General features: G+C 55.9%; 26 protein-coding genes. 18 read left to right on the top strand and 8 right to left on the bottom strand.

The genetic code is table 11. From position 1 onward, the window contains the following. Positions 1 to 25 precede the first annotated feature (25 nt). Both C2U68_RS09025 and C2U68_RS09020 read left to right on the top strand, forming a co-directional pair. Positions 26 to 601, top strand: coding sequence for a lytic transglycosylase domain-containing protein (locus tag C2U68_RS09025; RefSeq protein ID WP_140912154.1), 576 nt, complete (start codon positions 26 to 28; stop codon positions 599 to 601). Further along, complete coding sequence (locus C2U68_RS09020) at positions 602 to 1,450, top strand: HDOD domain-containing protein (protein ID WP_140912153.1); 849 nt, start codon at positions 602 to 604, stop codon at positions 1,448 to 1,450. Here C2U68_RS09020 and C2U68_RS09015 read toward each other — a convergent pair. Next, on the bottom strand, positions 1,447 to 2,049 hold the full coding sequence (locus C2U68_RS09015; protein WP_140912152.1) for a Maf family protein: 603 nt from the start codon (positions 2,047 to 2,049) through the stop codon (positions 1,447 to 1,449). The genes C2U68_RS09020 and C2U68_RS09015 overlap by 4 nt on opposite strands. A gap of 57 nt (positions 2,050 to 2,106) precedes the next feature. On the opposite strand from C2U68_RS09015, the gene C2U68_RS09010 reads away from it, so the two are divergent. From C2U68_RS09010 to fabG, 6 genes are all read left to right on the top strand, one after another. Further along, on the top strand, positions 2,107 to 2,625 hold the full coding sequence (locus C2U68_RS09010) for a YceD family protein (RefSeq protein ID WP_140912151.1): 519 nt from the start codon (positions 2,107 to 2,109) through the stop codon (positions 2,623 to 2,625). Position 2,626: 1 nt separating this feature from the next. Beyond that, positions 2,627 to 2,809: a 50S ribosomal protein L32 gene (gene rpmF / locus C2U68_RS09005; protein ID WP_054763470.1), complete on the top strand. Its 183-nt coding sequence runs from the start codon at positions 2,627 to 2,629 to the stop codon at positions 2,807 to 2,809. 202 nt (positions 2,810 to 3,011) lie between these two features. Further along, the gene (plsX, locus tag C2U68_RS09000; RefSeq protein WP_260839273.1) at positions 3,012 to 4,040 is read left to right on the top strand and encodes a phosphate acyltransferase PlsX; all 1,029 of its coding nucleotides are present in this window, start codon (positions 3,012 to 3,014) and stop codon (positions 4,038 to 4,040) included. After that, on the top strand, positions 4,037 to 5,005 hold the full coding sequence (locus C2U68_RS08995) for a beta-ketoacyl-ACP synthase III (RefSeq protein ID WP_140912150.1): 969 nt from the start codon (positions 4,037 to 4,039) through the stop codon (positions 5,003 to 5,005). Before plsX ends, C2U68_RS08995 begins: the two co-directional genes overlap by 4 nt. 8 nt (positions 5,006 to 5,013) lie before the next feature. Continuing rightward, positions 5,014 to 5,964, top strand: coding sequence for an ACP S-malonyltransferase (gene fabD / locus C2U68_RS08990; RefSeq protein ID WP_409563849.1), 951 nt, complete (start codon positions 5,014 to 5,016; stop codon positions 5,962 to 5,964). Next, positions 5,897 to 6,685, top strand: a complete 789-nt coding sequence (gene fabG / locus C2U68_RS08985; RefSeq protein WP_222101893.1) for a 3-oxoacyl-ACP reductase FabG — start codon at positions 5,897 to 5,899, stop codon at positions 6,683 to 6,685. Before fabD ends, fabG begins: the two co-directional genes overlap by 68 nt. A 79-nt stretch (positions 6,686 to 6,764) precedes the next feature. On the opposite strand, the gene C2U68_RS08980 is transcribed toward fabG, so the two are convergent. The 5 genes from C2U68_RS08980 to C2U68_RS08950 form a co-directional block, all read right to left on the bottom strand. After that, on the bottom strand, positions 6,765 to 7,694 hold the full coding sequence (locus C2U68_RS08980; protein ID WP_140912147.1) for a response regulator: 930 nt from the start codon (positions 7,692 to 7,694) through the stop codon (positions 6,765 to 6,767). After that, a complete protein-coding gene (locus C2U68_RS08975; protein ID WP_140912146.1) occupies positions 7,691 to 11,062 on the bottom strand; it encodes a response regulator in 3,372 nt (1,123 codons plus the stop codon). Before C2U68_RS08975 ends, C2U68_RS08980 begins: the two co-directional genes overlap by 4 nt. Before the next feature lie 404 nt (positions 11,063 to 11,466). Then, positions 11,467 to 12,006, bottom strand: a complete 540-nt coding sequence (locus C2U68_RS08965; RefSeq protein ID WP_140912145.1) for an REP-associated tyrosine transposase — start codon at positions 12,004 to 12,006, stop codon at positions 11,467 to 11,469. An 83-nt stretch (positions 12,007 to 12,089) separates the two neighbouring features. Continuing rightward, positions 12,090 to 12,605 carry a hypothetical protein gene (locus tag C2U68_RS08960; protein WP_140912144.1) on the bottom strand — a complete coding sequence of 172 codons (516 nt, stop codon included), beginning with the start codon at positions 12,603 to 12,605 and terminating at the stop codon, positions 12,090 to 12,092. Positions 12,606 to 13,215: 610 nt separating this feature from the next. Next, positions 13,216 to 13,935: a hypothetical protein gene (locus C2U68_RS08950; protein WP_140912143.1), complete on the bottom strand. Its 720-nt coding sequence runs from the start codon at positions 13,933 to 13,935 to the stop codon at positions 13,216 to 13,218. A gap of 179 nt (positions 13,936 to 14,114) precedes the next feature. Here C2U68_RS08950 and C2U68_RS08945 point away from each other — a divergent pair, with 179 nt between their 5' ends. The 9 genes from C2U68_RS08945 (at position 14,115) to C2U68_RS08890 (ending at position 25,143) form a co-directional block, all read left to right on the top strand. Beyond that, the gene (locus C2U68_RS08945) at positions 14,115 to 15,407 is read left to right on the top strand and encodes a hypothetical protein (RefSeq protein WP_140912142.1); all 1,293 of its coding nucleotides are present in this window, start codon (positions 14,115 to 14,117) and stop codon (positions 15,405 to 15,407) included. 171 nt (positions 15,408 to 15,578) lie between these two features. Next, a complete protein-coding gene (urtA, locus tag C2U68_RS08940; RefSeq protein WP_140912141.1) occupies positions 15,579 to 16,880 on the top strand; it encodes an urea ABC transporter substrate-binding protein in 1,302 nt (433 codons plus the stop codon). 341 nt (positions 16,881 to 17,221) lie between these two features. Beyond that, a complete protein-coding gene (gene urtB, locus C2U68_RS08935) occupies positions 17,222 to 18,808 on the top strand; it encodes an urea ABC transporter permease subunit UrtB (protein WP_260839276.1) in 1,587 nt (528 codons plus the stop codon). A 918-nt stretch (positions 18,809 to 19,726) separates the two neighbouring features. Further along, complete coding sequence (gene urtC, locus C2U68_RS08920; protein WP_140912140.1) at positions 19,727 to 20,845, top strand: urea ABC transporter permease subunit UrtC; 1,119 nt, start codon at positions 19,727 to 19,729, stop codon at positions 20,843 to 20,845. Continuing rightward, positions 20,842 to 21,651: an urea ABC transporter ATP-binding protein UrtD gene (urtD, locus tag C2U68_RS08915; RefSeq protein WP_140912139.1), complete on the top strand. Its 810-nt coding sequence runs from the start codon at positions 20,842 to 20,844 to the stop codon at positions 21,649 to 21,651. Before urtC ends, urtD begins: the two co-directional genes overlap by 4 nt. Continuing rightward, the gene (locus tag C2U68_RS08910; protein ID WP_140912183.1) at positions 21,651 to 22,424 is read left to right on the top strand and encodes an ABC transporter ATP-binding protein; all 774 of its coding nucleotides are present in this window, start codon (positions 21,651 to 21,653) and stop codon (positions 22,422 to 22,424) included. The genes urtD and C2U68_RS08910 overlap by 1 nt, the downstream gene beginning before the upstream one ends. A 91-nt stretch (positions 22,425 to 22,515) precedes the next feature. Beyond that, positions 22,516 to 22,818: a hypothetical protein gene (locus C2U68_RS08905; RefSeq protein ID WP_140912138.1), complete on the top strand. Its 303-nt coding sequence runs from the start codon at positions 22,516 to 22,518 to the stop codon at positions 22,816 to 22,818. 18 nt (positions 22,819 to 22,836) lie between these two features. Next, entirely contained in the window at positions 22,837 to 23,688 is an 852-nt protein-coding gene (locus C2U68_RS08900) for an urease accessory protein UreD (RefSeq protein ID WP_140912137.1), read from the top strand. Between the two features lie 456 nt (positions 23,689 to 24,144). Continuing rightward, complete coding sequence (locus C2U68_RS08890; protein WP_140912136.1) at positions 24,145 to 25,143, top strand: hypothetical protein; 999 nt, start codon at positions 24,145 to 24,147, stop codon at positions 25,141 to 25,143. A gap of 363 nt (positions 25,144 to 25,506) precedes the next feature. On the opposite strand, the gene C2U68_RS08885 is transcribed toward C2U68_RS08890, so the two are convergent. Further along, a complete protein-coding gene (locus C2U68_RS08885) occupies positions 25,507 to 25,767 on the bottom strand; it encodes a Txe/YoeB family addiction module toxin (protein WP_140912135.1) in 261 nt (86 codons plus the stop codon). Next, positions 25,764 to 26,015 (bottom strand): type II toxin-antitoxin system Phd/YefM family antitoxin, encoded by a 252-nt coding sequence (locus C2U68_RS08880; RefSeq protein ID WP_071155240.1) that lies wholly within the window; start codon positions 26,013 to 26,015, stop codon positions 25,764 to 25,766. The genes C2U68_RS08885 and C2U68_RS08880 overlap by 4 nt, the downstream gene beginning before the upstream one ends. A 129-nt stretch (positions 26,016 to 26,144) precedes the next feature. Between C2U68_RS08880 and ureA the strand changes: the two genes are divergently transcribed. Beyond that, positions 26,145 to 26,447: an urease subunit gamma gene (ureA, locus tag C2U68_RS08875; RefSeq protein ID WP_140912134.1), complete on the top strand. Its 303-nt coding sequence runs from the start codon at positions 26,145 to 26,147 to the stop codon at positions 26,445 to 26,447. Positions 26,448 to 26,537 lie beyond the last annotated feature (90 nt).

Below are 26,537 nucleotides of genomic sequence, written 5' to 3'. Positions count from 1 at the left end.
TCTGATATTTCGGGAGGGTAACGCGATGAAACGCCTGCTGATCGCCATCTTATCCTTCGCGCCAATCGCCGACTCCGGGGCGGATATCTATAAATATGTTGACCCGGACGGCCGGGTTTATTACACCGACGAGCCGAAAAAAGGCTTCGATTACCGCCTGATCATCCGCACCCGGCCGCGCACCTATAGTCGCGACTTGAAGTACATGTCCGGCAACAAACTCAAATTCAACGATTTGATTGCCAAAGCCGCAGCCAAACACCAAATGGACCCGAAACTGCTGCACGCCGTAATTCAAGCGGAATCGGCCTACAACCCGCACGCAGTATCTTCTGCCGGCGCAGTGGGCTTGATGCAGTTGATGCCCGACACGGCCCGTCGCTACGGCGTAACCGACCGGCGCGACGCCGAACAGAACGTCGACGGCGGCACCCGTTATTTGAAAGACCTGCTGGCCATGTTCAACTCGAATTTGACCTTGGCCGTAGCCGGTTACAACGCCGGCGAGGGTGCGGTGATGAAATACGGCAACGCCGTACCGCCCTACCCGGAAACCCGCAACTACGTACAGCACGTACTGTCGCTATATCGGAAAAGCTGAGTGAAGGTCGCCGCAATCAGGCAACTGGTCGCCGACGCGACAAACCTGTTCTCGTTGCCCGACATCTATTTCCAACTGAACGAAATGATCCGGGACTCGCGGTATTCGCCAGCCGATATCGGCGCGGTGATCGCAAAAGACCCCGTACTTGCGGCGCGGCTGCTGCGCGTCGTCAACAGTCCTTTCTACGGCTTCCAGGCCCGGATAGACACATTGTCGCGGGCCATTACCGTAATCGGCGTCGACGACCTGTACAGCCTGGTCGTGGCAACCTGCATCGCCGACCGGTTCCGGCAAATACCGGGCGAATTGGTGGACATGGCCAGTTTCTGGCGCCGCAGTATCCATTGTGCGATTTTGGTGCGGGCCTTGGCCAAGCGCTGCGCGGTTTTGCACGCCGAACGGCTGTTTATCGCCGGCCTGCTGCACGATATCGGCTCGCTGCTGCTCTATCACCGCTTGGCGGAGCCCAGCCGCCAGGCCCTGCTGGCGGCCAACGGCGACCGCCGTTTGGTTCCCGGCCTCGAACAAGCCCTGCTCGGCTTCACCCATGCCGAGGTTGGCCGCGAATTATTGAAGAACTGGGGCCTGCCCGAATCCCTGTACGAGACAGTAGGCTGTTACCTGGAACCGGAGCAAGCTTTACTGCATAAGCTGGACGCGCACCTACTGCACATTGCTTGCCGGCTGGCCGACTGCAAATCGGCCGCCGAACGTCAAGCCACTGCGACCGGTTTTGCGAAGCAAACGCTGGTCTTGGTCCGAATCAGCCGCGAACAGATTCTGGAAATCGCCGACCAAGTCGACCAGGACTTAGCGCAAATGCTGGATTTATTCAGCCCGCCCTAACCCGCCGCCGGGTTCAACACGTCGACGCCGAATTTCTTCAGCAAACCGGCCAATTTAATCAAGGGCAAGCCAACCAAGGCATTCGGATCTTCGCCGCAAATTTTATCGAACAAGGCGATACCCAGGGATTCGGATTTGAAGCTGCCGGCGCAATCGTAGGGACGGTCGATGTCCAAGTAATATTCGATCTGCTGCAGGCTTAAGGATTTGAAGTGCACCTCACACTCGACCAGATCGGTAAAATACTGTCCGCTGGCGCTATCCAATACGCAAAGCCCGGTGTAGAAAGACACCACTCTGCCCGATTGGCGCTGCAGCTGGGCAACTGCCCGCTCCCGATTCCCCGGCTTTCCCAGGATTTCGCCGTCGAACGCCGCCACCTGGTCGGAGCCGATCACCAAATGTGCGGGATGGATACTGCCGACTGCCAGCGCTTTTTCGACCGATAAACGCAGTGCCAAATCGGTTGGCGGCTCGTTCGGCCGGGGCGTTTCGTCGACGTTCGCCGGGCAACAATTGAAGTCGACAGCCAATTTTTTCAATAGCTCTCGACGGTACGCGGAGCTGGATGCCAGCACGATGGAACTAGTCTCGGTCATGGAATAGCAAGTTGTCAGTTTGACGCAACAGTCTGATATCTGTATCATTGTACAGTTATGTCAGATAAGTTTCCCGACCATATTGATCCTCTGCTGTTCGCTGAAAGACGTAGCGTATTGGCCGGAGAATTGAATATCGCTACGCTCGAACGCTTGGCCGATAGCGTAGTTGACCGTAGCGGTGTCTTGGCCGTCCGCATCGAGTTCGGCAAAGAGGGTAAACGGGTTACCGTGTCCGGCCATATAGGGGGCGACCTCCAATTGGAGTGTCAATCCTGCCTGCAGGCGCTGGCATGGCCTGTAGATATCAGCTTTAAATTGTCTGTTGTGTCTTCGCTACAGGAAGCCAAGCAACTGGACGATTCCGAGCCGTTAATGCTGGACGGCGATACGATTTCGTTAACCGCCTTGGTCGAGGACGAAATTCTACTGGCGTTGCCGAATTATCCGCGACACCCGTTCGACTGCATCGAACGCAACCGTTCCGAAGACGCCGAATACGGCGCGACCGATAGTCAGATCAAGGCGAACAACCCTTTTTCTGTTTTAGCAAAACTTAAAAAAACTGGAGATTGAAATGGCAGTACAAAAGAGCAAAGTATCGCGTTCCAGACGCGGTCAACGTCGTTCACACGATGCATTGGTCGGCAAAACCCTGGCCCAGGATCCATTGACCGGCGAAACCCATCTGCGCCACCACATGACACCCGACGGTTATTTCAAAGGCCGTCAAATCGTCGGCGCACACGAAGAAGATTAATCGTAGCGTTCCGCCGGGTATCTACCCGCGCCGGATTTATACCGAATAAACCGCTCCGGTCCGCGAACCGGGACCGGCGCTTTCGGTCTCGGCGGCCGGGAAGACAAACGGCGCATTTCGGCAGCACGATAGTCTCTGGGTAAAGCCAACTTGTTGTTCGGCAACAGTTGGCTTCTTTTAACTTATGGGGTTAGTCATAAGCGTGAGCTCAACTCTCTCAATCGACGCCATGGGCGGGGATTTCGGTCCGCAAGTAACGGTTCCCGCCTCTCTGGCCTGTTTAAGAAAAAATCCGGATCTGAATCTCATCATGGTTGGCGACGAGGCGGTTCTGCGCAAACTGCTGGAACCGGCGCTTGCCGAATTTGACGGCCGGATCAGCATTCAACACGCCTCACAGGTCGTGGAAATGGACGAAACGCCGCAAAAAGCGCTGAAGAACAAAAAAGATTCTTCGATGCGGGTAGCGATCAACCTGGTTCAGGAAGGCAAAGCCGACGCTTGCGTCAGCGCCGGCAACACCGGAGCCCTGATGGCAACCGCCCGTTTCGTTCTGAAAATGATCCCCGGTATCGATCGTCCCGCGATTATTTCCACCCTGCCTTCGACCTTCGGCCATACCCACATGCTGGACTTGGGCGGCAACGTCGATTCCAGCGCCGAACATCTCTATCAATTCGCCGTGATGGGCGAGGAAGTCGTCAAAGCGGTGGAGAACATCGAGCGGCCGCGTATCGGCTTGCTGAATATTGGCGAGGAAGACATGAAAGGCAACGAGCAAGTCAAAGCTGCCGCCAAATTACTGGAAAATTCTTCGCTAAATTACATCGGCTACGTGGAAGGTAACTCGATCAACGCCGGCAACGTCAAAGTCGATTTGATCGTCACCGACGGCTTCGTCGGCAATGTCGCCTTAAAATCGATCGAAGGCGCCGCAAAAATGATCGGTTCCAAATTGAAAGACAGTTTCTCGAAAAACTGGCTGACCAAACTGGCCGGTCTGGCGGCCTACCCGGTTCTGAAACAATTCAAAGACAGCATCGATCCGCGCCTCTACAACGGCGCCAGCTTCATCGGCTTGCGCGGACTGGTGATCAAAAGCCACGGCGGCGCCGACGCCCTGGCCTTCGAGACTGCCATTCATCTGGCCGAACTGGAAGTGGCGCAAGGCGTTATCCGTAAAATCAGCGAAAAACTGGAAGTTGCGCTAGCGCAGAAGGTCGCCTCATGAGCCGCTGGACCAAGGTAATCGGCACCGGCGGCTATCTGCCGCCGATCGTCCGCACCAACGACGATATCTCCAACATGGTCGACACCTCCGACAGCTGGATTTACGAACGTACCGGCATCAAAAGCCGCCGCATCGCCGGCCCGGAGGAAACCGCCTCCAGTATGGCCGAAATCGCCGCCCGCCAGGCCATAGCCATGGCCGGCATCGCCGCGACCGATATCGACATGATCGTGGTTGCCACCGGCACGCCGGAACGGGTCTATCCCAGCACCGCCTGCCTGCTGCAAGAGCGGCTCGGCATCAAACATGCGGTCGGCTTCGATATCCAGGCGGCCTGCTCCGGTTCAGTCTATGGCCTCAGCATCGCCGACCAATACATCAAAACCGGTTTCGCCAAAAACGTCCTGGTAGTCGGCAGCGAAATCTGCTCGCGGATTGTCGACTGGAGCGACCGCAGCACCTGCATTCTATTCGGCGACGGCGCCGGCGCGATCCTGCTGACGGCCAGCGCGGAGCCCGGCATATTGTCCACTCATATTCACTCCGACGGCGGTTACGAAGACCTGTTGTATTGCCCGAACCCGCAAGTGGCAGCCGAAGCCAAACAGCAAGAGCCGGCCTTCATCAGTATGCGCGGTAACGAAGTGTTCAAAGTTGCGGTCAACACGCTGGGCCGGATTGTCGATGAAACCCTGGCCGCAAACGGCTTGCAGCAAAGCGATATCGACTGGCTGGTGCCCCATCAGGCCAATACCCGCATCATTGCCGCCACCGCGAAAAAACTCGGCATGTCGATGGATCAAGTGATACTGACCTTGGAAAACCAGGGCAATACCTCCTCGGCATCGGTGCTGCTCGCCTTTAACGAAGGCGTGCGCGACGGCCGCATCCAACGCGGCCAAACCGTGCTGATGGAAGCATTCGGCGCCGGTTTCACCTGGGGCTCCGCATTACTGAGGTATTAACGATGACAATCAACGAACAAAGTTACAATCTGGCCTTCGTCTTTCCCGGCCAGGGCTCGCAAGCCGTCGGCATGCTCGGCGCGTTGGCGGAAGCCACCCCGGTGGTGAAACGAACCTTCGAACAAGCGTCCGACGCGCTGGGTTTCGATTTGTGGAATCTGATCGCCAACGGCCCAGAAGCCGATCTCAATCAAACTCACAATACCCAACCGGCCATGCTGGCGGCCGGCGTGGCCGTCTGGCGGGCTTGGTGCGAGCTATCGGCGATCCGCCCTGCCTGGATGGCCGGCCACAGCTTGGGCGAATATACCGCCCTGGTCTGTTCCGGCGCAATGGGCTTCGACGACGCAATCAAATTAGTTGCCGCCCGCGGCCGCTTGATGCAGGAAGCGGTACCGGCCGGCGAAGGTGCAATGGCCGCCATCCTGGGCCTGGAAGACCACCAAGTGGTCAACACTTGCACTGAAGTCGCCCACGGCGAGATCGTCGCCGCCGCCAACTTCAACGCGCCCGGCCAAGTCGTCATCGCCGGCCAAACCGCCGCCGTCGACCGCGCCATTGAGGCCTTGAAAGCCCTGGGCGCCAAGCGCGCCTTGAAACTGCCGGTCAGCGTACCGTCGCATTGCGCCTTGATGGAAGCGGCCTCCGACCAGCTCAACGAGATTCTGCAAGGCCTGAACGTCGACATGCCCAATACCACGCTGATTCACAATGCCGACGTCAAATCGCACGGCTCGCCGGAAGTGATTCGCTACGCGCTGAAAGAGCAATTGTTTAAACCGGTGCGCTGGGTGGAAAGCATCAAATTCATGCACGAGCAAGGCGTTACCGCCTTCGTCGAGTGCGGCCCCGGCAAAGTGCTGATGGGCTTGAACAAGCGCATCGCCGCCGATGCCGCCCACTTCACCTTGTACGACATCGAAACCATCAACAACGTTGTGGAGCAACTCCGTGGATAAGAAAACCGCCATCGTTACCGGCGCCAGCCGCGGCATCGGCCGGGCCATTGCCGAAAGACTGGTCGCAGACGGCTTTTACGTACTGGGCACCGCCACCTCCGACAGCGGTGCCGAGGCTATTTCCGCCTACCTGGGCGAAAACGGCAAAGGCTATAAACTGAACGTGGCCGACGCCGCCGACATCGAAGCCTTTATCAAGACCACCGGTGACGCATACGGCACCCCGGCCGTTCTGGTCAACAACGCCGGCATCACCCGCGACAACCTGTTGATGCGGATGAAAGACGAGGAATGGGACGACATCATCAACACCAACCTGACTTCGATCTTCCGGATGAGCAAAGCCGTGTTGCGCGGCATGATGAAAGCCCGTTACGGCCGCATCATCAATATCTCGTCCGTCGTCGGTTCGACCGGTAACGCCGGCCAGACCAACTATGCCGCGGCCAAGGCCGGCATGGTCGGCTTCGCCAAATCGATGGCCAAAGAAGTCGGTTCGCGCGGCATCACCGTCAACACCGTTGCGCCGGGTTTCATCGACACCGACATGACCAAAGAATTGTCGGAAGAGATCAAAACCGCCCTGCTCGGCTCAATCGCGCTGGGCCGCCTCGGCCAACCGGACGAAATCGCCCACGCGGTATCCTTCCTGGCCTCCGAACAAGCCTCCTACATCACCGGCGAGACCTTGCACGTCAACGGCGGCATGTACATGCCTTAACAGCAGCCGGTCAAGCCTGACAAAAAGGCCTGTCGCCGAAAAGGCTTCAGGCCTTTTTATTGCCCGCCGGCCGAACATCTCAACCTTGCTGCATCGCCATCGCCACCGCCGCCGCCCTGGTCGACACGCCCAGTTTTTCGAAGATATGTTCCAGGTGTTTGTTCACGGTGCGGGGACTGGTACCGAGGATAATGCCGATCTCCTTATTGGTCTTGCCGCGGGCAATCCACATCAGAATTTCGGCTTCGCGAAAAGTCAGTTTCAGTTTTTCACGTAGCGTCTGCGGACTCCACTGCGCATCGTCGCGCTGCAACAGCAGCAGGTACTCGCCCGGCTGTTCGCAGGCATTGACTGTGACCGCAAATCCCGGCACCAGCCGATGCGGTTCCGAGTCGGCCTCAGTCCGGCCGGACTGGCGCAACCAGCGTTGAAACCAGCCCAGCATGCCCTCCGGCAACACACTGTCGCCGGCAAGCGCTAGGTCCAGCCCCTGGAATGCCTTGAAATCCGCCAGCCATTGCGCCCCGGCCGGCGTCCGCCAGTGGATTTGACCGCCGGCGTCGACCGCCAACGCGGCAAACTCGCCGTGGTTCAGCAATTGTTCGGCTCGGAGCAGGTTGCGGGTCTGGCTCAGATGTACTTCGATCCGCGCCAAGACTTCGGCCGGCCGGATCGGCTTGACGATGTAATCCAGCGCGCCTTCGCCGAAGCCGCGCAGCAAGTTTTCCAATTCGCTGAGGCCGGTCATGAACAGTACCGGAATCGCCGCCGTGGCCGGATCGGCTTTCAACCGGCTACAGGTTTCGAAACCGTCGATGCCCGGCATCATCACGTCCAGCAAAATGATGTCGGGTTTGACGTATTGGATTTGTTCCAGCGCCGAACTGCCGTCGGTAGCGACCAGCACCCGGTAATTGGCTTCCGACAGCGTATCGGACAGCAAAGCCAAATTACCCGGCGTATCGTCGACGATCAATACCGTGCCGTTGCTGAGAGCCGCTTCCATCATCGCCCTGCCTCCTGTTTGTTCATATTCAACAATTGCCGAATTTGGCCCAACTTGAATTCGTTGGCCAGATTGAGCAACTTGGCAAAAAACAACGCATATTGTGGTTGTTGCACCGACAGACGTTGCAAGACCTTTTTCAGGCCCATCAAATCGCCGATCCGCACGCAGTCGATGCAGTCGGCCAGCAATTCCGCCGGCGGCACCGCTAGCGCCCGCTCGGCATCACCGGCCGGCACCGCTTCGTCGCGATACAGCCAAGTCAAGGCCAGATAGAGTTTCAGCTTGTGCATCAGTTCCCGCACCTGGATCGGCTTGGCCAGAAAATCGTTGCAGCCGGCATTTAGCGCCGCCATCCGGTCGCTGGCGTAGGCATTCGCGCTCAGGATCACGATCGGCATACTGCAACCGCCTTCCCGCAACAGCATCGCGGTTTCGATGCCGTTCATGCCGCGCATCGAAATATCCAGCAAGATCAAATCCGGCCGCTCTTCGGCCACTTTTTGCAGACATTGCTCGCCGGAATCGGCTTCGCTCAGATAAAAACCCAGCGGCTCCAGCATGTCCAGCAACAACTCGCGGTGCTCGCGCTGGTCGTCGACCACCATGATTCTGCGTCTGGCGCCCCGGTAGCCAGCGATCGCGGCGGCTTGATCCGGCTCGGTATCGGCACCCTGACTGGGTAGCAGCAAGCGCACGGTAAAGGTCGAGCCCTGTCCCACTTGGCTTTTCACGGTCAATTCCCCGCCCATCACTTCGGTCAGGATTTTACTGATGGTCAAGCCCAGCCCGGCACCGGCCACGGCGTTGCCAGTCGGCTGGCTGACGCGGGTAAACGGCTGGAAGATATTCTGCAAATGTTCCTCATCAATCCCGGCACCGCTGTCGATGACCTGAAAACTGGCGACGCCGCCGCTATAACCGATGCGAAACACGATCTCGCCTTGCTCGGTGAACTTGACCGCATTGCCCAACAGATTGATCAGAATCTGCCCCACCCGCTTCTCGTCGCCGCGCACCCGCTGCGGCAACTGGTTGCCGATCTGGCAATTGAAACTCAAACCTTTATCCTCGGCCTGGACCCGGTAGGTATGCACCAAATGCTCGATAAACTCCGGGAAATTGAAGGTTTGATATTTCAATTCGAACTTGCGCGCCTCGATCCGGGCGATGTCCAGGATGTCCTCGACCAGCGCGCACAAATGCTCGCCGCTGCGCTTCAAGGTTTCCACGGCCTGTTTGCGGTGCGGCGGAATCTCCGGATCTTGATGCAGGATATGGGCGTAGCCGATGATGCTGTTCAGCGGCGAACGGATCTCGTGGCTCATGCTGCTCAGGAAGCGGCTTTTGGCCTGATTCGCGCTGTCGGCCAGCTTCATCGCTTGTTGCAGTTTGCTGTCGGTCTTCTTGTGCTCGTCGATTTCCTGCAGCAATAACTGGGTTTGTTTCGCAGTCTCCTCGTGGGCGACGCGGCGGCTTTCACCGTTCAAAATCAGCCACCAGGTGCACAGGCCGATGAAGACCAACAGTGAGGCGTAGATCTTCAGAAAATTATGCAGCAGCAATTGAAACGCACCGGCGTCGCGGCGGATGCTGAGCAAATCCTGGTAATAAATGATGCTGATGAAAATGCCGGTCAGCACCGCCAGAAAGCCGAATAACAAACCGAAGCGCAATAAACGCATCCGCGCATGCAGACTCAGAAATTCAGGGAGGCCGTATTTGGCCATCCTTTCCAGGTAGTCGTCGAAGCGAAAACCCACTTTGCAGCTATCCAGGCAGCGGGCGTCCAGCGTGCAGCACAGCGAACAGATACTGCCGCCGTAAGCCGGGCAATAAGCCACGTCGTCGTGCTCGAACTCGTTCTCGCAAATCGAACAGGTGTTACGGGCGTAGCGGTTGCGCTCGTCGCGGTCGCGCGCCAGATAATGCTTGCCCTGGCTGAACCAGGCCAGCGCCGGCGCCAGCGCAAAGGCCAAGCCCAGCGCGATCAAAGCCGAGAAGGCTTTGGGCCACTCGCCGAACAAACCGACATAAGCCAGAATCGATACCAGCGACGCGACGAAAGTCGAGACCATACCGACCGGATTCAAATCGGACAGATAAGCCCGTTTGAACTCGATTTCCTTCGGACTCAAGCCCAAGGGCTTGTTGATCATCAATTCGGCGGCGACGGTGCTGATCCAGGCGATCGACATATTCGAAAACAAACCCAGCACTTTCTCCAGCGCGCCGAACACGCCGAATTCCATCAACAGCAGCGCGATCAGCACGTTGAACAACAACCATACTACCCGTCCCGGATGGCTGTGAGTCAGACGCGAGAAAAAATTGGACCAGGCCAGCGAGCCGGCATAGGCGTTGGTGACGTTGATCTTGAGCTGGCTCAGCACCACGAACAAGGTGGTGGCAGCCAACGCCCATTCCGGATTGTCGAATAGCTCGTTGTACGCCACCAGATACATCTGGGTCGGCTCGTGGGCATGCTCGGCGGGAATGCCGTGGCGGATCGCCAAGTGCGCCAACAACGCCCCCAACAACTGCCGCACCACGCCGAACACCACCCAACCCGGTCCGGCCGCCAACATCGCCGCCCACCAGCGCCATTTGTTTTGCTCGGTTTTATCCGGCAAGAAGCGCAGAAAATCGACCTGCTCGCCGATCTGCGCCACCATCGAACAGGCCACCGTCGCCGCGCTGCCGAACAGCAGCCAATCGAAACCCTGGCCGCTGCCGGCGATCCAGAAATAGGTTTCCAGCGTCATCAACGCCTCCGGCTCGGCCCGCGCCACCGCGATATACGGCGCGATCAACAACAACAGCCAGACCGGCTGGGTCCACAGTTGCATCCGGCTGATGGTGGTAATGCCGAAGGTCACCAGCGGCACCACGATGACCGCGCTGACCACATGGGCGTAAGCCAACGGAATCTGGAAATACAATTCCAGCGCCAGCGACATGATCGACGCTTCCAGCGCAAACAGCGTGAAGGTGAACGAAGCGTAAATCAGCGAGGTAACGGTGGAGCCGATGTAGCCGAAGCCGGCGGCGCGGGTCAACAGATCGATGTCGATATGAAACCGGGCGGCGTAATAGCTGATCGGCAACGAGGTGATGAAGATGACGATGCCGACGGCGATGATGGCCCAGAAAGCGTTGGTAAAGCCGTAGTTGATCGACAAAAACCCGCCGATGGCTTCAAGAACTAAAAACGAGGTCGAGCCAAACGCAGTATTGGCGACCTGAAATTCCGACCATTTGCGAAAGCTGCGCGGCGCATAGCGTAGCGCGTAGTCTTCCAGGGTTTCGTTGGCGACCAGGGCGTTGTAGTCGCGGCGGATTTTGGTGATGTTTTGGTGAATTGGCTTCATAGTTGTGTCGCTATCGCGACGGGTGTTTTTGAAGTCGGTTCGCGGACCGACAGCCGCGATACTTTTCTTTGCTTGTCCTCGGCAACTGCTCCATGCGTTGCTCTACCTCCTGCATCCCTGCAGTCGAAAGAAAAGTATCCAAAAGAAAAGACACCCGGATGCCGCTTATTCCCTGCGCTCCGAAGCTTTTGGCGGGGGTTGGCGAAAGGGGCTTCCTGCCCCTTCGCCAACGTGCGGCATCCCTGCCACACCCCTTCGGGCTATTCCCACCAAAAGCTCCGGTGCTCGGCGCAGCATACGGGACAAAACCATCGCGCTATCAAAACGGATTGGGTTCATTCTAAAGAAACCAATCTAGATTCGTAGGGTGGGCACGGCTTTTTGTGCCCACGCGGACAAACCGTTCACTCCCCCACAACCAATTCATCAACGCCATCCCCCCAATCCATCGAATAAACGCCTTCCTTTACATATCGATGAAACGTCGAATACGGCCAATCTTTGACCTGCTGCGAATACCCGTGCTTTACCGGGTTGTAATGAATGTAATCCATATGCCGGGCAAAATCGGTTTCATCGCGTATTTGATGCTCCCAATACCGGCGTTGCCATAAGGTCGATTCCCGATGTTTTTGTTTCGAGGCATTGATCCATTCGGCCCGCCGATATGCGTCACCACATGCCACGCTCACCTGCCGTTTTATCACGCTCCAACGGGTTGCAAAATCTGCATCGTCAACCGGTAAAGTCCAAATACAGTGCAAATGATCCGGCAACAGAACCCAGGCATCTATGTTAAACGGTCGTTTGGCGCGAGTTGTTGCAATCGCCGTGCGCAAAGCTTCCCGTATCGGTTCATCACATAAAATCGCTTGCCGCCGATACGTCACCACCGTGAAAAAATACGTTGCACCGGGATTTTGCGAGCGGCGGTAACGGGACATTTCGGTCGTTAATTTTTGATGGTTAAATCAGGGTTTGTGGTTTTCCCCGCGTGGGCACAAAAAGCCGTGCCCACCCTACGCAGCTACGTTGAACATTTGTTACGATAATTATTACTCAGGCGCACGACAAAATAAAAAAACACAGCGACGCAAAAAAACATAGGCCAAACATAAATATAAGCCTCCTTACTTTTGATATATTTACTTCGTTGATCTAAATAATCAATTACTAGCTTTCCATCAACGTCCAGCTGAAGGAGCCGATTTTCAGTAAAAAATCCATTGATTCTTGCCTCATACCACCATGCTTTCGCTTTTTTGCCTTTAAGTTGATTTTTATCTTCGGAAGCGACGCAATCTTTCATCCCAACACTTGTTATCCAGCAGTTCAATTCGATAGATTTACCTTGACCGTTAAGCATTAGTGAACTACCTCTGCTTAGTGGCGTAAGGTTAAATGATATCGTCCCATCGCCAGTTTCTAATTGATTAAACTCTGGAATTTTTAATAAAAATATATCGAGATCGAATAACGACAATATAAATGTTAATAAAACAAATAATAAAGCAGCGCTAGCTAAACTTGATTTATTTTTCATAAATGCCTGAAAATTTATTCCGATGGATGTGCCGAACGGAGCGAAGCCCATCGATCGCGAACGATGCGCCTCCTTTCGTCGGCAGCATCCTACAACACAATCAAAATCCTAGCTTTCAAAATCATCTAATAACCTTTCATCTCGCGACGGGGTCGTTCCCGTTATTCCGCCCCGAGCATCCCAGCTCTTGTGCCCCGTGGGTATTTGGCGAGATTGGCCCGTAGGGGAGCGGCAGGGATGCCGCTCGTTTTCGGAGGGGCTGGGAAGCCCCTTCCGAAAACCCTCGCCAAAAGCGACAAATTTGCCTGGAGCAAATTTGAACAGCCGATAGGCTGACCCGCAGGGCGAAAACCACGGATGGTTTTCGTAAAGCGCAGGATTAAGGCGGAATGTCGGGTGGCCTTTTCTTTGGATACTTTCTTTTGGCCAAGCAAAAGAAAGTATCTCGGCTGTCGGGCCGAAACCCGACTTTAAAACCAGCCGTCGCGCCAGCGACACCTCAATTGATTCTCCGCTCACGGTTCGACAAGCCTCTCGGCAACTGCTCCTGCGTTGCTCTACCTCCTGTATCCATGCAGTCGACCAAGCACGGAATCAACACCAAAGCACATCACTTCCTCTCATACCCAAACTGAAAAATCACCGGATTGCCCTGGTTATGAATAATCACCTCCTTCTTCGGCTCGTCGCCTATCGCCGCCGGTTGCGCTGCAGTACTCGCCCCCGCCGCAGCCGGAATCTCCCGAACCTCCACCCGCACGTCCGGCATCCATTTCGGTTTGAACAACTCGGTTCTGACTCGGCCAGGTTGCTTCGGCAGCGGTGCTTGCTCCAGCACGTCCAGGCAGGCGGTGCCGATTTGGTCGACCAGTTTGTCGGCGATCCGCGCCGGGGCAACGTCTTTGTCTAAAGCATGGGCGCTGAAAGTCGATTCGCGTTCGACCAAAACCGCCTGATTGCCGGCATCGCGCAAACTGCAGGTCACCGGCAATACGTCGGCTTTTTGGAAATCGACGGCGCGCGGGTCGGAGTTGCCGGAGGAAAACGAAAAGCCGACCGGGGTTTCCCGCCGCGCCACTTTACCCAGCCTGGCCTGCAACCGGTGGCTGAACGGCCCGCTGGCGCTGAGCGGAAACTGCCATTCCGCCAGATTGTTCCGTACCCGCTCAGCCAGATTCGCCGGGTCCAATCCAATGCCGAACTGGCTCAGATTATCGTCGGCCAGTTCGAATGCAACCGCCTGCAGCGGCTTGACCGGTTCCGGCTCGGCCGCGCCTGCCGCACCGGCAAAACCCAGTGCGGCGACAGCCAAAACAAAAAAGTTTTTCATAGTCTTCTCTCTCCCAAGTTGCTTGCCACTCTACGGACGCCGCGAGTTGCCGGCCATACGTCAAATGACTGATGAGTCATTCGCCCGATTGTGGCAGGACCGCGCAAAATTTAAAAATTTCCCCGAAGTTTACGAGCGCCACGGCCGCCGGCTCTGGCAAGTTTTAACTAGATAGGGGAATGCAAATGACGGGTTTTAATCGACAAAAAACCGGCAGCCGGGCCATCGGCTTGCTGAGCGGTATGGCCTTGGGTGCCATCGGCCTGAGCCAGGCGCCGGAAGCGACAGCCGGCGCCACCTTCAAGATCGACGACACCAAATGGGTCAGCGTCGGCGCCGGTTTGCGCACCAGTTTCCGCGCTCAGGAAAGTGCCGCCGGTGCCGGCGCGGAAAAATGGAGCAACGATTTCAACCTGGACAACATCCGTTTGTATATCAACGGCCAAATCCATAAATACCTGAAAGTGGAATTCAACACCGACTGCCAAACCTGCGGCAACGGCGGCGAGGTGCGGGTACTGGACGCGATCGGCAAATTCGAGGTCAATCCTTACGCCAACTTGTGGGTGGGCCGGATGCTGGTCCCGGCCGAACGCCGCGAAATGAACGGTCCGTTCTACAGCGCCGTTTATAACATCTTCTCCGCCGGTACCCCGTTCGAACCCTCGGATTACAACTTGGTCATCAAATCCGACGGCACCTCGGCCGGTTCCTTCGGCCGCGACGACGGTGTCACCTTCTGGGGTGCGGCATTCGACGGTCGCTTGCAATACGCCGCCGGTTTTTTCCGCGGCTTACGCGGCGGCGCTAACGTCGACCACAATATTCTCTATGGGCAACGCGTCGCTTATAACTTTTGGGAAGTCGAGAAGAACCCAGGCTATTACACCTCCGGCACCTATTACGGCAAAGGCGGCGACATCCTGACCGTCGGCATCTCCAACCAATATCAGGAAGACGGCGCCGGCCGTGGATTTACCGCGGCCAGTGGAGCCGATCCGGCGATTCCTGCGGCAGCAGGTAGTTTTCGGGGCACCACGGTCGATCTGTTGATGGAAAAAGTATTGCCCGGCGGCGGCGTCGTGACCTTCAATGGCGAGTACAAAAACTACGGGATTTCCGGCAACGCATACAACCAATCAGTCCGCGATAGCGAGGGAACCGACCGGTCAACCCAATTCTCGATGTTCGAAGGAAATGCTTACGACGTCAGCGGCATGTACCTGTTTCCGCAAAAGATCGGTATCGGCCAGTTCCAACCGTTCCTGCGCTACGTCAACGTCTCCCCCAGCACCAGTTCCACCCGCGAGGTGTATGAAGCCGGCGTCAACTACATCATCGACGGCCACAACGCCAAAATTTTCGCCAGCTACCAATACGGCGACCTGTTAACCAAGGGCATCAACTACAAATCCACCGCCACCGGCGACGACGTCAGCCAGATGATGGTCGGCTTCCAGTGGCAAATTTAATGACGGTGGCATAGCCACATTTACGCCAACCTGACAAACCGTAGGGTGGGCACCGAATAGGTGCCCACGCGAAGCAGAAACCTTCACGCGTGGGCACTGCGTGCCCACCCTACCTAGCAAGCAAACGGGCCACCATCGCCCACGATTTCTTCCTGACATAGGACTACTACAATGAAAAGACTGAGCATTTCCTTCCGCAAACTGGCGACCGCCGCAGCACTCTCCACCGCGCTGTTCGGCGCCGCCGGCTCGGCCCAGGCCGAAGACACCATCAAGGTCGGCGTACTGCATTCGCTGTCCGGCACCATGGCGATCTCGGAAACCACGCTGAAAGACACCATACTGATGCTGATCGACGAGCAAAACAAAAAAGGCGGTCTGCTCGGCAAGAAACTGGAAGCGGTGGTGGTCGACCCGGCCTCCAACTGGCCGTTATTTGCGGAAAAAGCCCGCGAGCTGATCACCAAGGACAAAGTCTCGGCCATCTTCGGCTGCTGGACCTCCGTTTCCCGGAAATCGGTATTGCCGGTGATCGAAGAGCTGAACAGCATCCTGTTCTACCCGGTGCAATACGAAGGCGAAGAGTCTTCCAAAAACGTGTTCTACACCGGCGCCGCGCCTAACCAACAAGCGATTCCGGCGGTCGATTACTTGATGAACGATCTGAAAGTGCAACGTTGGGTGTTGGCCGGTACCGACTACGTCTATCCGCGCACCACCAACAAAATCCTGGAAGCGTACTTGAAAGCCAAAGGCGTTAAACCGGCGGACATCATGATCAACTACACCCCGTTCGGCCATTCCGACTGGCAAAGCATCGTCGCCGACATCAAAAAATTCGGCTCGGCCGGCAAGAAAACCGCGGTGGTTTCGACCATCAACGGCGACGCCAACGTCCCGTTCTATAAAGAATTGGGCAACCAAGGCATTAAAGCTGAAGACATTCCGGTCGTCGCGTTCTCGGTCGGCGAAGAGGAACTGTCCGGCATGGATACCAAACCGCTGGTCGGCCATTTGGCAGCCTGGAACTACTTCATGAGCGTAGACACCACCAAAAACGCGGCCTTCATCCAGCAATGGAAGGACTACATCAAGAATCCGAAACGCGTGACCAACGATCCGATGGAAGCGCACTACATCGGCTTCAACATGTGGGTGAAAGCGGTCGAGAAAGCCGGCACCACCGATCCCGACGCGGTGCAAAAAGCCATCATCGGCGTCGAATTCCCCAACCTGACCGGCGGCACCGCGAAAATGCTGCCCAACCACCACATCAGCAAACCGGTGCTGATCGGCGAAATCCAGGAAGACGGCCAATTCGCCACCGTATGGCAAACCAACAAAGTCGTCGACGGCGACGCCTGGTCCGACTTCCTGCCGGACAGCAAACCGATCATCGCCGACTGGACCGCACCGATCAATTGCGGCAACTACAACACCAAAACCAAGAAGTGTTCAGGACAGAACTACTAACAGCGGATGTTATCCCCGCGAGGCGCGCGACACGGAAGTCGCGGGCTTCGCCCCCGACAGGAATTACGATGCAAAGCCACCGTTTTAGAACCCGTTTAAAAACGCCGCCCGGTTTACGCCCGGCCGACCGTTCCCCCAAAAACAGCCTCTTGAGCATGATGACTACTACTTCTACTCAGACCGGAATCGAAACCCGCGGCGTTTTTAAACGGCTTTTCGAACTCGTTTTTTTGAATACCGCCCGTCCTGAACCTGTCGCCGGCCTTTCCGCGCTGCCCGGCTCGAACGGAACCAGTGCAGTAGATCGATCCGGCTGGCTAATCAGAACCGGACTCGTCCTGCTGATTGCCGCCGCGGCTATGGCCGCCCGGCCGGCACTGGCCGACGAAACCGGCAACCCGCTGGACTTGCTGCGCCAAGGCAGCATGTCCGAGCGGGAGCAAGCGGTGGAACAACTGGCCACCGACAGCGCCAATCTGAAACTGCTGCAGGCCTTGCAGGACGGCAAGCTGTTCGAACTGAAAGCCGAAGCCAAGCTGGCCATCGGCCAGGAAACCCAAACCGGCTACAGCCTGACCGACCCGATCAGCGGCGCCAGCCTCGGCGAGCTCGAGCGCGGCGCGGTCGGCAAGATCAATCTGAACAATAAACTGCGCACGCTGCTGCGCAAAGCCATCGGCCAGTTGCAACTGAACCACGCCGACCCGGCCGTGCGCCTCGGCGCCGTGCAAGCCATGGCCAAAAACGTCGACGACAAGGCCTTGGCGCTGTTGAAGGACCACCTGGACCACGAAGCCGACGCCGAAATCGTCGCCGCGATCCGCGCCGTACTATTGCTGCAGGACATCAACAGCCCGGACAAAAGCCAGCGCATCAATGCAATCACGACCTTGAAGGAATTGGATAGCCAGGACGCCGTCAACAAGCTGCAAGCCTTGACCGAAAAAGACGCCGAGGGCAATTTCGTCGAAGCCGACAGCGACATCCGCAATCTGGCCGAAGCGGCGCTAATCAAAATCCGCGGCCGGATGCAAGCTTACGCCGCCATCGAAACCGTGTTCTTCGGCCTGAGCCTGGGCGCGGTGCTGGTGCTGGCCGCCATCGGTTTGGCGATTACCTTTGGCGTGATGGGCATCATCAACATGGCCCACGGCGAACTGATGATGTTGGGCGCTTACACCACTTACGTGATGCAGCAACTGCTGCCGAATAACCTGGGCACCGCTTTGATTCTGTCGATTCCGATGGCCTTTTTGGTCGCTGCGCTGGTCGGCATAGCCATCGAACGCGGCATCATACGCTTCCTGTACGGCCGGCCGTTGGAAACCCTGTTGGCGACCTTCGGTGTCAGCCTGTTCCTGCAACAAGCGGTGCGCTCGATCTTCTCGCCGCTGAACCGCAGCGTCTCGACGCCGGATTGGATGAGCGGCTCCTGGCAGATCAACGACTTTTTATCGCTGACCTGGAACCGCTTCTACATCCTGATCTTCTGCCTGTTGGTGTTCACCGCACTGCTGCAAATCTTGAAGCGCACCAAACTGGGTCTGGAAGTCCGGGCCGTCGCCCAAAATCGCGGCATGGCCAGGGCAATGGGCATCCCCACGTCGCGAGTCGATGCGATGACCTTCGGCTTGGGCTCCGGCATCGCCGGCGTGGCCGGGGTGGCCTTGAGCCAGATCACCAACGTCGGGCCGAATCTTGGCCAAGCATACATCGTCGATTCGTTCATGGTCGTGGTGTTTGGTGGGGTCGGCAATTTGTTCGGCACCTTGGTGGCCGGGTTTTCGTTGGGGATTGCCAATAAGGTATTGGAGCCTTATGCCGGGGCGGTGTTGGCGAAGATTTTAGTGCTGGTGTTTATTATTTTGTTTATTCAGAAAAAGCCGAGGGGGTTGTTTCCGCAGAAAGGGAGAGCTGCCGAGTCTTAATGTGACTCGCGTAGGTTGGGTTAGCGAAGCGTAACCCAACACGAAGGCTTTTGGATTATTTGATGGCTTTGGTTTTTGTTGTGTCGCTACCGCGACGGGTTGTTTAGAAGTCGGGTTCACGAAACACATCCATGTGTTTCGCCCTGCGGGTGCTATGCATGCAAATCGGCAATCCTGCCGATTTGTCGGCCCGACAACCGAGATACTTTCTTTTGTTTGGCCAAAAGAAAGTATCCAAAGAAAAGGCCACCCGACATTCCGCCTTAATCCTGGCTTTTACGAAAACCATCCATGGTTTTCGCCCTGCGGGCCAGCCTATCGGCTGTTCAAATTTGCTCCAGGCAAATTTGTCGCTTTTGGCGAGGGTTTTCGGAAGGGGCTTCCCAGCCCCTCCGAAAACGAGCGGCATCCCTGCCGCTCCCCTGCGGGCTGATCTCGCCAAATACCCACGGGGCACAAGAGCTGCGATGCTCGGGGCGAAATAACGGGACTAACCCCGCCACGAAAATTAAGGTGGTCGGCCCATCCTTTCCGACTAGCTTGAGACTCAGTCGTAGGGTGGGCACGATTAAGTGCCCACGCGGAATAGCAGCCAACGGTGGGCAAAGTTGCCCACCCTACGCACATTTGGGCGGCTGATGGTTTTAACCCCGTATGCCGCGCCGAGCACCGAAGTTTTTATCGAGAATAGCCTGAAGGGGTGCGGCAGGGATGCCGCACGGCGGCGGAGGGGCAGGGAAGCCCCTTCTGCCGACCCTCGATAAAAACTTCGGCGCGCAGGATATAAGCGGCATCCGGGCCGCCTTTCTTTTGGACACTTTTCTTTGGCGGAGCAAAGAAAAGTGTCTCGGCTGTCGGTCCGAGAACCGACATCAAAATTAAGTCGTCGCGATAGCGACACCAAACAACGGTAGTCAAATGAATATAAGCAATCTGACTCAAGACAAAACCTACAGCACCGTCCTAACCGCGTTAGCATCGGTCACACTACTAATCCCCCTCTGCAACCTAATCTTCCCCGAAGACTCGGCCCTTCACTTTTCGGCCTACTCAGTCTCCCTGATCGGCAAATATCTCACCTTCGCCCTCCTCGGCTTATCACTCGATATGGTCTGGGGATACGCCGGCATTCTGGTCTTGGGTCAAGGCGCATTCTTCGCGCTGGGCGGCTACGCGATGGGCATGTATTTGATGCGGCAGATCGGTACCCGTGGTGTTTACGGCAATGCCGAACTACCCGACTTCATGGTGTTCCTGAACTGGACCGAACTGCCTTGGTATTGGTACGGCTTCGAGAATTTCGGATTTGCGATGTTGATGGTATTCCTCGCCCCAGGTTTGCTGGCCTTCGTGTTCGGATGGCTGGCGTTTCGGTCGCGGGTGACCGGCGTTTACTTATCCATCATCACCCAAGCGTTGACTTACGCGCTGTTACTGGCTTTCTTCCGCAACGAAATGGGTTTCGGCGGCAATAATGGACTGACGGATTTCAAAGACATCCTGGGCTTCAATATCCAATCCGAAGCCGTCCGTTCGGTATTGTTACTAATGACCGGCCTGAGCCTGATCGGTGCCCTGCTGCTCTGTCGCTGGATCGTGAATAGCAAATTGGGCCGGGTCGTCACCGCCATTCGCGACCAAGAATCGCGGGTGCGCTTTCTAGGTTACCGGGTGGAATTGTTCAAACTCTGGGTGTTCGTGTTCGCGGCCATGCTGGCCGGGCTGGCCGGCGCGCTGTACGTGCCGCAGGTCGGCATCATCAACCCCAGCGAATTCTCGCCGCTCAACTCGCTGGAAATCGTCATCTGGGTGGCGGTCGGCGGTCGCGGCACTTTATATGGCGCGATCATCGGCGCGGTGCTGGTCAACTACGCCAAAACCGTATTGACCGGATTGATGCCGGATGCCTGGCTGTTTTGCCTGGGCGGCGCCTTCATTTTGGTCACGCTGTTGATGCCCGACGGCATCGTCGGCCTGTTGCGCCGGCGGATTAAACCCAAACCCACTCTTAACGCTACCGGAGGACAACCGGCATGATGATCTCGGCTGCAACCACCACCGAAGGCGGCGCCAGCTTGCCGCTGGTCGGGGAAATCGACGCCCGCCACGGCCCGATTCTGTACATGGAAGACGTCAGCGTCAGTTTCGATGGCTTCCGCGCGCTGAACCATCTGTCGTTGTACATCGACGACGGCGAACTGCGCTGCCTGATCGGCCCTAACGGTGCCGGCAAGACCACGCTGATGGACGTCATCACCGGCAAAACCAAGCCCGACAGCGGCTCAGTGTTCTTCGGCCAAACCATCGACTTGCTGGAACTGGACGAACCAGCCATCGCCCAGGCCGGTATCTGCCGCAAGTTTCAAAAGCCCAGCGTGTTCGATGCCTTGACCGTGTTCGAGAACCTGGAACTGGCCTTGAAAACCGACAAACGCACCTGGCCGACGCTGTTTCACAAACTCAACAGCGAGCAGCGCGACCGCATCCATGATGTGTTGCAAACCATCGCCCTGCCCGCTCAACAGCGGCAACTGGCTGGTGCCCTGTCGCACGGCCAGAAGCAATGGCTGGAAATCGGCATGCTGCTGATGCAGGACCCAAAAGTGATGTTGGTCGACGAACCCATCGCCGGCATGACCCATCAAGAAGTGGAACGCACCGCCGAACTATTGCTGTCCTTGCAAGGCAAACATTCCATCGTCGTCGTCGAGCACGACATGGAATTCGTGCGCAGCATCGCCCGCAAAGTCACGGTGTTGCACGAAGGCTCTGTGCTGACCGAAGGCAGCATGGACGAAGTCCAAAACGATCCACGCGTGATCCAAGTTTACCTGGGGGGATGATGTTAAATATCAGCGCATTGCAACAATACTATGGCGCCAGCCACACCCTATGGGACCTGGATTTGAGCGTACCCGCCGGTTCCTGCGTCTGCCTGATGGGCCGCAACGGCGTCGGCAAAACCACACTGCTCAAAGCCATCATGGGCTTGCTGCCAGTGGCAGACGGCAGCATTCAATTCGACGGGGTGGAATTGGCCAAGGCCAAAGCCGAATCCCGTGCGGAAATGGGCATCGGTTACGTACCGCAAGGCCGGGAAATCTTTCCGCTATTAACCGTAGAAGAAAACCTGAAAACCGGCCTGCGCGCCGCCAACAAACACGGCATCAAAAAAGTCCCGGACAGTATTTTCGAGATTTTTCCAGTACTAAAACAAATGCTGAAGCGCCGGGGCGGCGACCTGTCCGGCGGCCAGCAACAGCAATTGGCGATTGGCCGCGCGCTGGTAATAAACCCGCGCCTGCTGATTTTGGACGAACCCACCGAAGGCATTCAGCCCAATATTGTCAGCGAAATCGGCGATGTGATCATTCGCCTGAACAAATCGCGCGGTATTGCCACCCCAATGCCCAAACCGGAAACCGGCGAAATCCACCAAGCCATCGACCGTATCCACAAGGAGCTTGGCGTGACGGTGTTGTTGGTCGAGCAAAAACTGCCCTTCGCCCGCAAGGTGGCCAATCAATTCTGCATCATGGACCGCGGCCGGCATGTGGCGGTCGGGGCGATGGACGAATTGGCGGACGATATGGTGAAGCGATATTTGACGGTGTGACCCAACCAAGCCCCTTTTCAAAAAAGGGGCTTGGGCAAAAACGGGCATCGGCCATCATTCAAACTCACAGCGGGATCACGGAGAAATAGGCATGAAATCCGAACAATATTGGCTGGCGGTCGGGGCATTGTTATTGGTTTGGTCGATGCGGAGCGAGGCGCATGGCAGTTACGAAGCCGTGATGGCAGGCGGCAACCTGATACAGTTAACCCAAGCCATCCTGCATCCCTTTTTCGAAATCCCCGATCTGCCGGCATTATTGATCAGTGTATTAATTTTGGGATTCGTGTTCGGCCCGGTTATATTGCACATCGCCCGGCAACGGCACGCTCAAAAGTCTGAGCCACCACTGTTGTCGGAAAAATCGGCGATCACGCCGAAATCCAAAAACTGATAACGCCACCGCTCATCCATGCCCGCAAACCTCGCCGCTTCATCCGTTCCCGTTGCCACCTCAGAGCCAGCAGCATGGGAGGCCGAGTTAAGGCTGGGCTTTAGCCAACGCGGCGACAAAACCGTCTTGGCTAGCAGCGAGCACCATGGGCCATTGACCGTGCAGCGGCCCTTCTATCCGGAAGGCGGAGTCTGCCACGTCTATCTGCTGCATCCGCCCGGCGGCGTAGTGGCAGGCGATAAGCTGAGCATTACTGCCGCTGTCGACACCACAGCCCAAGCACTCATCACCACGCCCGCCGCCGGCAAGTTTTACCGCAGCGAAGGCGGCGAAGCCCGGCAAACCGTCAATCTCAAGGTTTCAGAACACGCCAGCCTGGAATGGTTGCCACAGGAAACCATCGTTTACGAAGGCGCGCGCTTAAATTCGAGCATGCATATCGAGTTGGCCGATCACGCCCGCTTCATCGGCTGGGAAATCTTGGCTCTAGGCCGCCCGGCTGCCGGCGAAGGCTTTGCCAACGGCGCCGCAACCTTGAATTGGCGCATCAGCCGCGCCGGGCGTTTGTTTTACCTGGAACGCTTGCGCCTGGATGCCGAAGCGTTTCAGGCCCGCTGGGGTTTGTTCGGGCATTCGGCCTGCGGGACGATGTTTGTTTATCCCGCTTCGGCTTTGCAGTTGGCGGCGGTACAGAAATTGATTGGGGATGAGGCTAATCGCGGGGTGACTTCAATTGAGGGTTTGTTGATTTGTCGGGGCTTGGATCTTAGGGCGGATTTGTTGAAATCGTTTTTTGAAGCTGTTTGGGGATTGGTGAGGGGGGATGTTGTTGGTAAGGCGGTTTGTGCGCCTAGGATTTGGGCGACCTAATAGTTTTGGTGGTATGCCGGTTAAGCCGTTCGTGGTGAGCTTGTCGGACCATGAACGGATTGAGCATTCGGTGTCGCTATTGCGACGGCTTTATTTTAATGTCGGGTCTCGGCCCGACAGCCGAGATACTTTCTTTTGCTTGGCCAAAAGAAAGTATCCAAAGAAAAAGCCACCCCATGCCGCTTGTATCCTGCGCTCCGAAGGGTTTGAACGGGGTTTTCGGAAGGGCTATCCATAGCCCTCCGAAAACGAGCGGCATCCCTGCCGCTCCCCTGCGGGCTGATCCGCACAAACCCTTCGGTGCTCGGCGCGGCATCAGGGGATTAAGCCTTCGTGGAAACAATAATAATCTGGAGATTTTATAAGTCTGAACATAGCGTTTAACATAGGAAGCACATCTGTCGCGAACGATGTGCTTCAATTTGTTCAGCCATTCCATTTCAAAAGGAGTTAATAATGAAAACTTTTGGTTTACTTGCTTTATTTTCAATTGCAAATATTGTTTACGCGCAAGAATGTGAAACTGTTATTGCACTATCTAAAATTGTCACAACAACAGTCTCTGACAAAGATTCAGTTGATCAGCATGCAGCTAATTTTTGCAACGAGTATGCACGTTCGTCTGGTCACTCTTCAAATACAAATTTTGGAGCAAGTTATAAATTTCTTTCGGCAAGTTATGGTAATTCAAATGCATCAGTAGACGAGGTAGCAAGCAAGTACTGTTCTGCTTCCAATAACTATTCAGCTCGAAAGGATGTTTACCGACAATACATTGAATCGATTTCCCCCAATGCTTATGGAGCCTATGAACAATGCCTCAAAATGACCCAACAGGATTTAAAGTTTAACGTGAATTTGGCGAGTATTTTGCCTGATCAGTTCTCCATGTCTGTTGCTTTTACATCGCAAAACACACACGCCTCAAGTACTACTTTAATTTATTCAACATCGAACGGTATTACATGTACCTGGGATGGAAATTCAGACAAATCACTTAAAATGGTTTCAGGGTCTACTGCAGTTCTTGAATGTTCAAGAACCGATCAGTCGAAAAAAGGCTATGTAAGTGTAGTTAGAAAAGATGACGCATCTAGCCAACCACTTACATTACCTTGGCAGGGTTACACAAGAGATGGGATTCCAATAGGCACTGTTGATTCGATAATAAATTCGCTCTCTGCCATTGATACGAAAGTTAATAGAAGCATCTCAGACATCCAGGTTTTGTCTCAAAAAGTGCAAAATATTCGCACCTTAGATGGACAAATTTTTGCTAAAGGCGGTAACAATGGTTCTGTATCTTGCGAGCTTTTCTGCGCTGGCAGCCAATGGGGAGCCACAGGAACATGCGTAGGAGCACAGATTGCTAAGGGCCCCCAAATTGGTCAATATGTTTCTTGTTCAACCGGAACTGCTACTGATACAAATTGTTGGTGTAGTAATTTTCATTGAAGTCCGCAAGTTAGAATCGTAACCCGCGTAGGTCCCATTATCACAGCGTAATGGGCTATGCAGGGTTTGTTTTAAAACTTTAAATTCCAGAATGGTTTTTCTCCCCCTGATGCCGCGCCGAGCACCGGAGGGTTTGGACGGATCAGCCCGCAGGGGAGCGGCAGGGATGCCGCTCGTTTTCGGAGGGCTATGGATAGCCCTTCCGAAAACCCCGTTCAAACCCTTCGGAGCGCAGGATACAAGCGGCATGGGGTGTCGTTTCTTTTGGATACTTTTCTTTGGACAAGCAAAGAAAAGTATCGCGGTTGTCGGTCCGCGAACCGACATTAAATAAACCCGTCGAGATAGCGACACAAAACAAACTCAATATTCATAATGAAACCGCAACTGCGCAATCAACAATGTATCCCCGGCAACTTTATAGACAGTCCGATGCTCATCGTTGATCCGCCGCGACCAATAGCCGGACAAGCCGTGTTTCAAAGGTTCCGGCTTACCGATGCCCTCGAAGGGCTGGCGCTGGATTTCCTTGATCAGTTGGTTGATACGTTTAAGAATGGCCTGGTCGGTGGCTTGCCAGTACAGATAGCTGTTCCAGGCATCGGAGGAAAAGGTGATTTTCACTCGATTAATTCGCGCTCCGTGCCTTGGCCGGATTCCAGCTCGGCGATGGATTCCAGCAAGCGGCGGGCGTTGGCTGGCGAGCGTAATAGATAGGCGGTTTCCTCCATGGCTTGGTAGTCTTCCAGAGACAGCATTACCACCGGGGATTCGCTTTTGCGGGTGATGATGATCGGGGCATGGTCGGCGCAAACCTTGTCCATGGTTTTAGCCAAATTGGCACGAGCGGCGCTGTAACTGATGGCGTCCATTGATGCTCCTGTTGTACGAAAAAGTGTACGATAGCTTAACGCCGACGGTTGGCTACTGCAAATTGGAAACACGCGTGGGCACGATAAAGCGTGCCCACCCTACGAAAACGTCACATTAACGAAACGACTATGCAATTAACCCCCAGAGAAAAAGACAAACTACTCCTCTTCACTGCCGCCCTCCTCGCCGAGCGCCGCAAAGCCAGAGGCTTGAAACTCAACTACCCGGAAGCCGTGGCCTATATCTCCGCCGCGATCATGGAAGGTGCCCGCGACGGCCAGAGCGTCGCCGAACTCATGAGTTACGGGCGAACCTTATTGACCCGCAACGACGTGATGGACGGCGTGGCGGAAATGATTCCCGACGTACAGGTGGAGGCGACGTTTCCGGATGGCACCAAATTGGTAACAGTGCATGACCCAATTGTATAGTCATCGCGTGGGCACAAAAAGCACGTGCCCACCCTACGAAAATCTGTCAGAAAGCAAAGAAAATCCAACATGTAGATACCGTCTTAAACC

The sequence above is a fragment of the Methylomonas koyamae genome (genome assembly GCF_006483455.1).
Classification (GTDB): Bacteria; Pseudomonadota; Gammaproteobacteria; order Methylococcales; family Methylomonadaceae; genus Methylomonas; species Methylomonas koyamae_B.
Note: the sequence above shows the minus strand (reverse complement) of the source record. Positions and strands in the feature narration are given on the sequence as shown.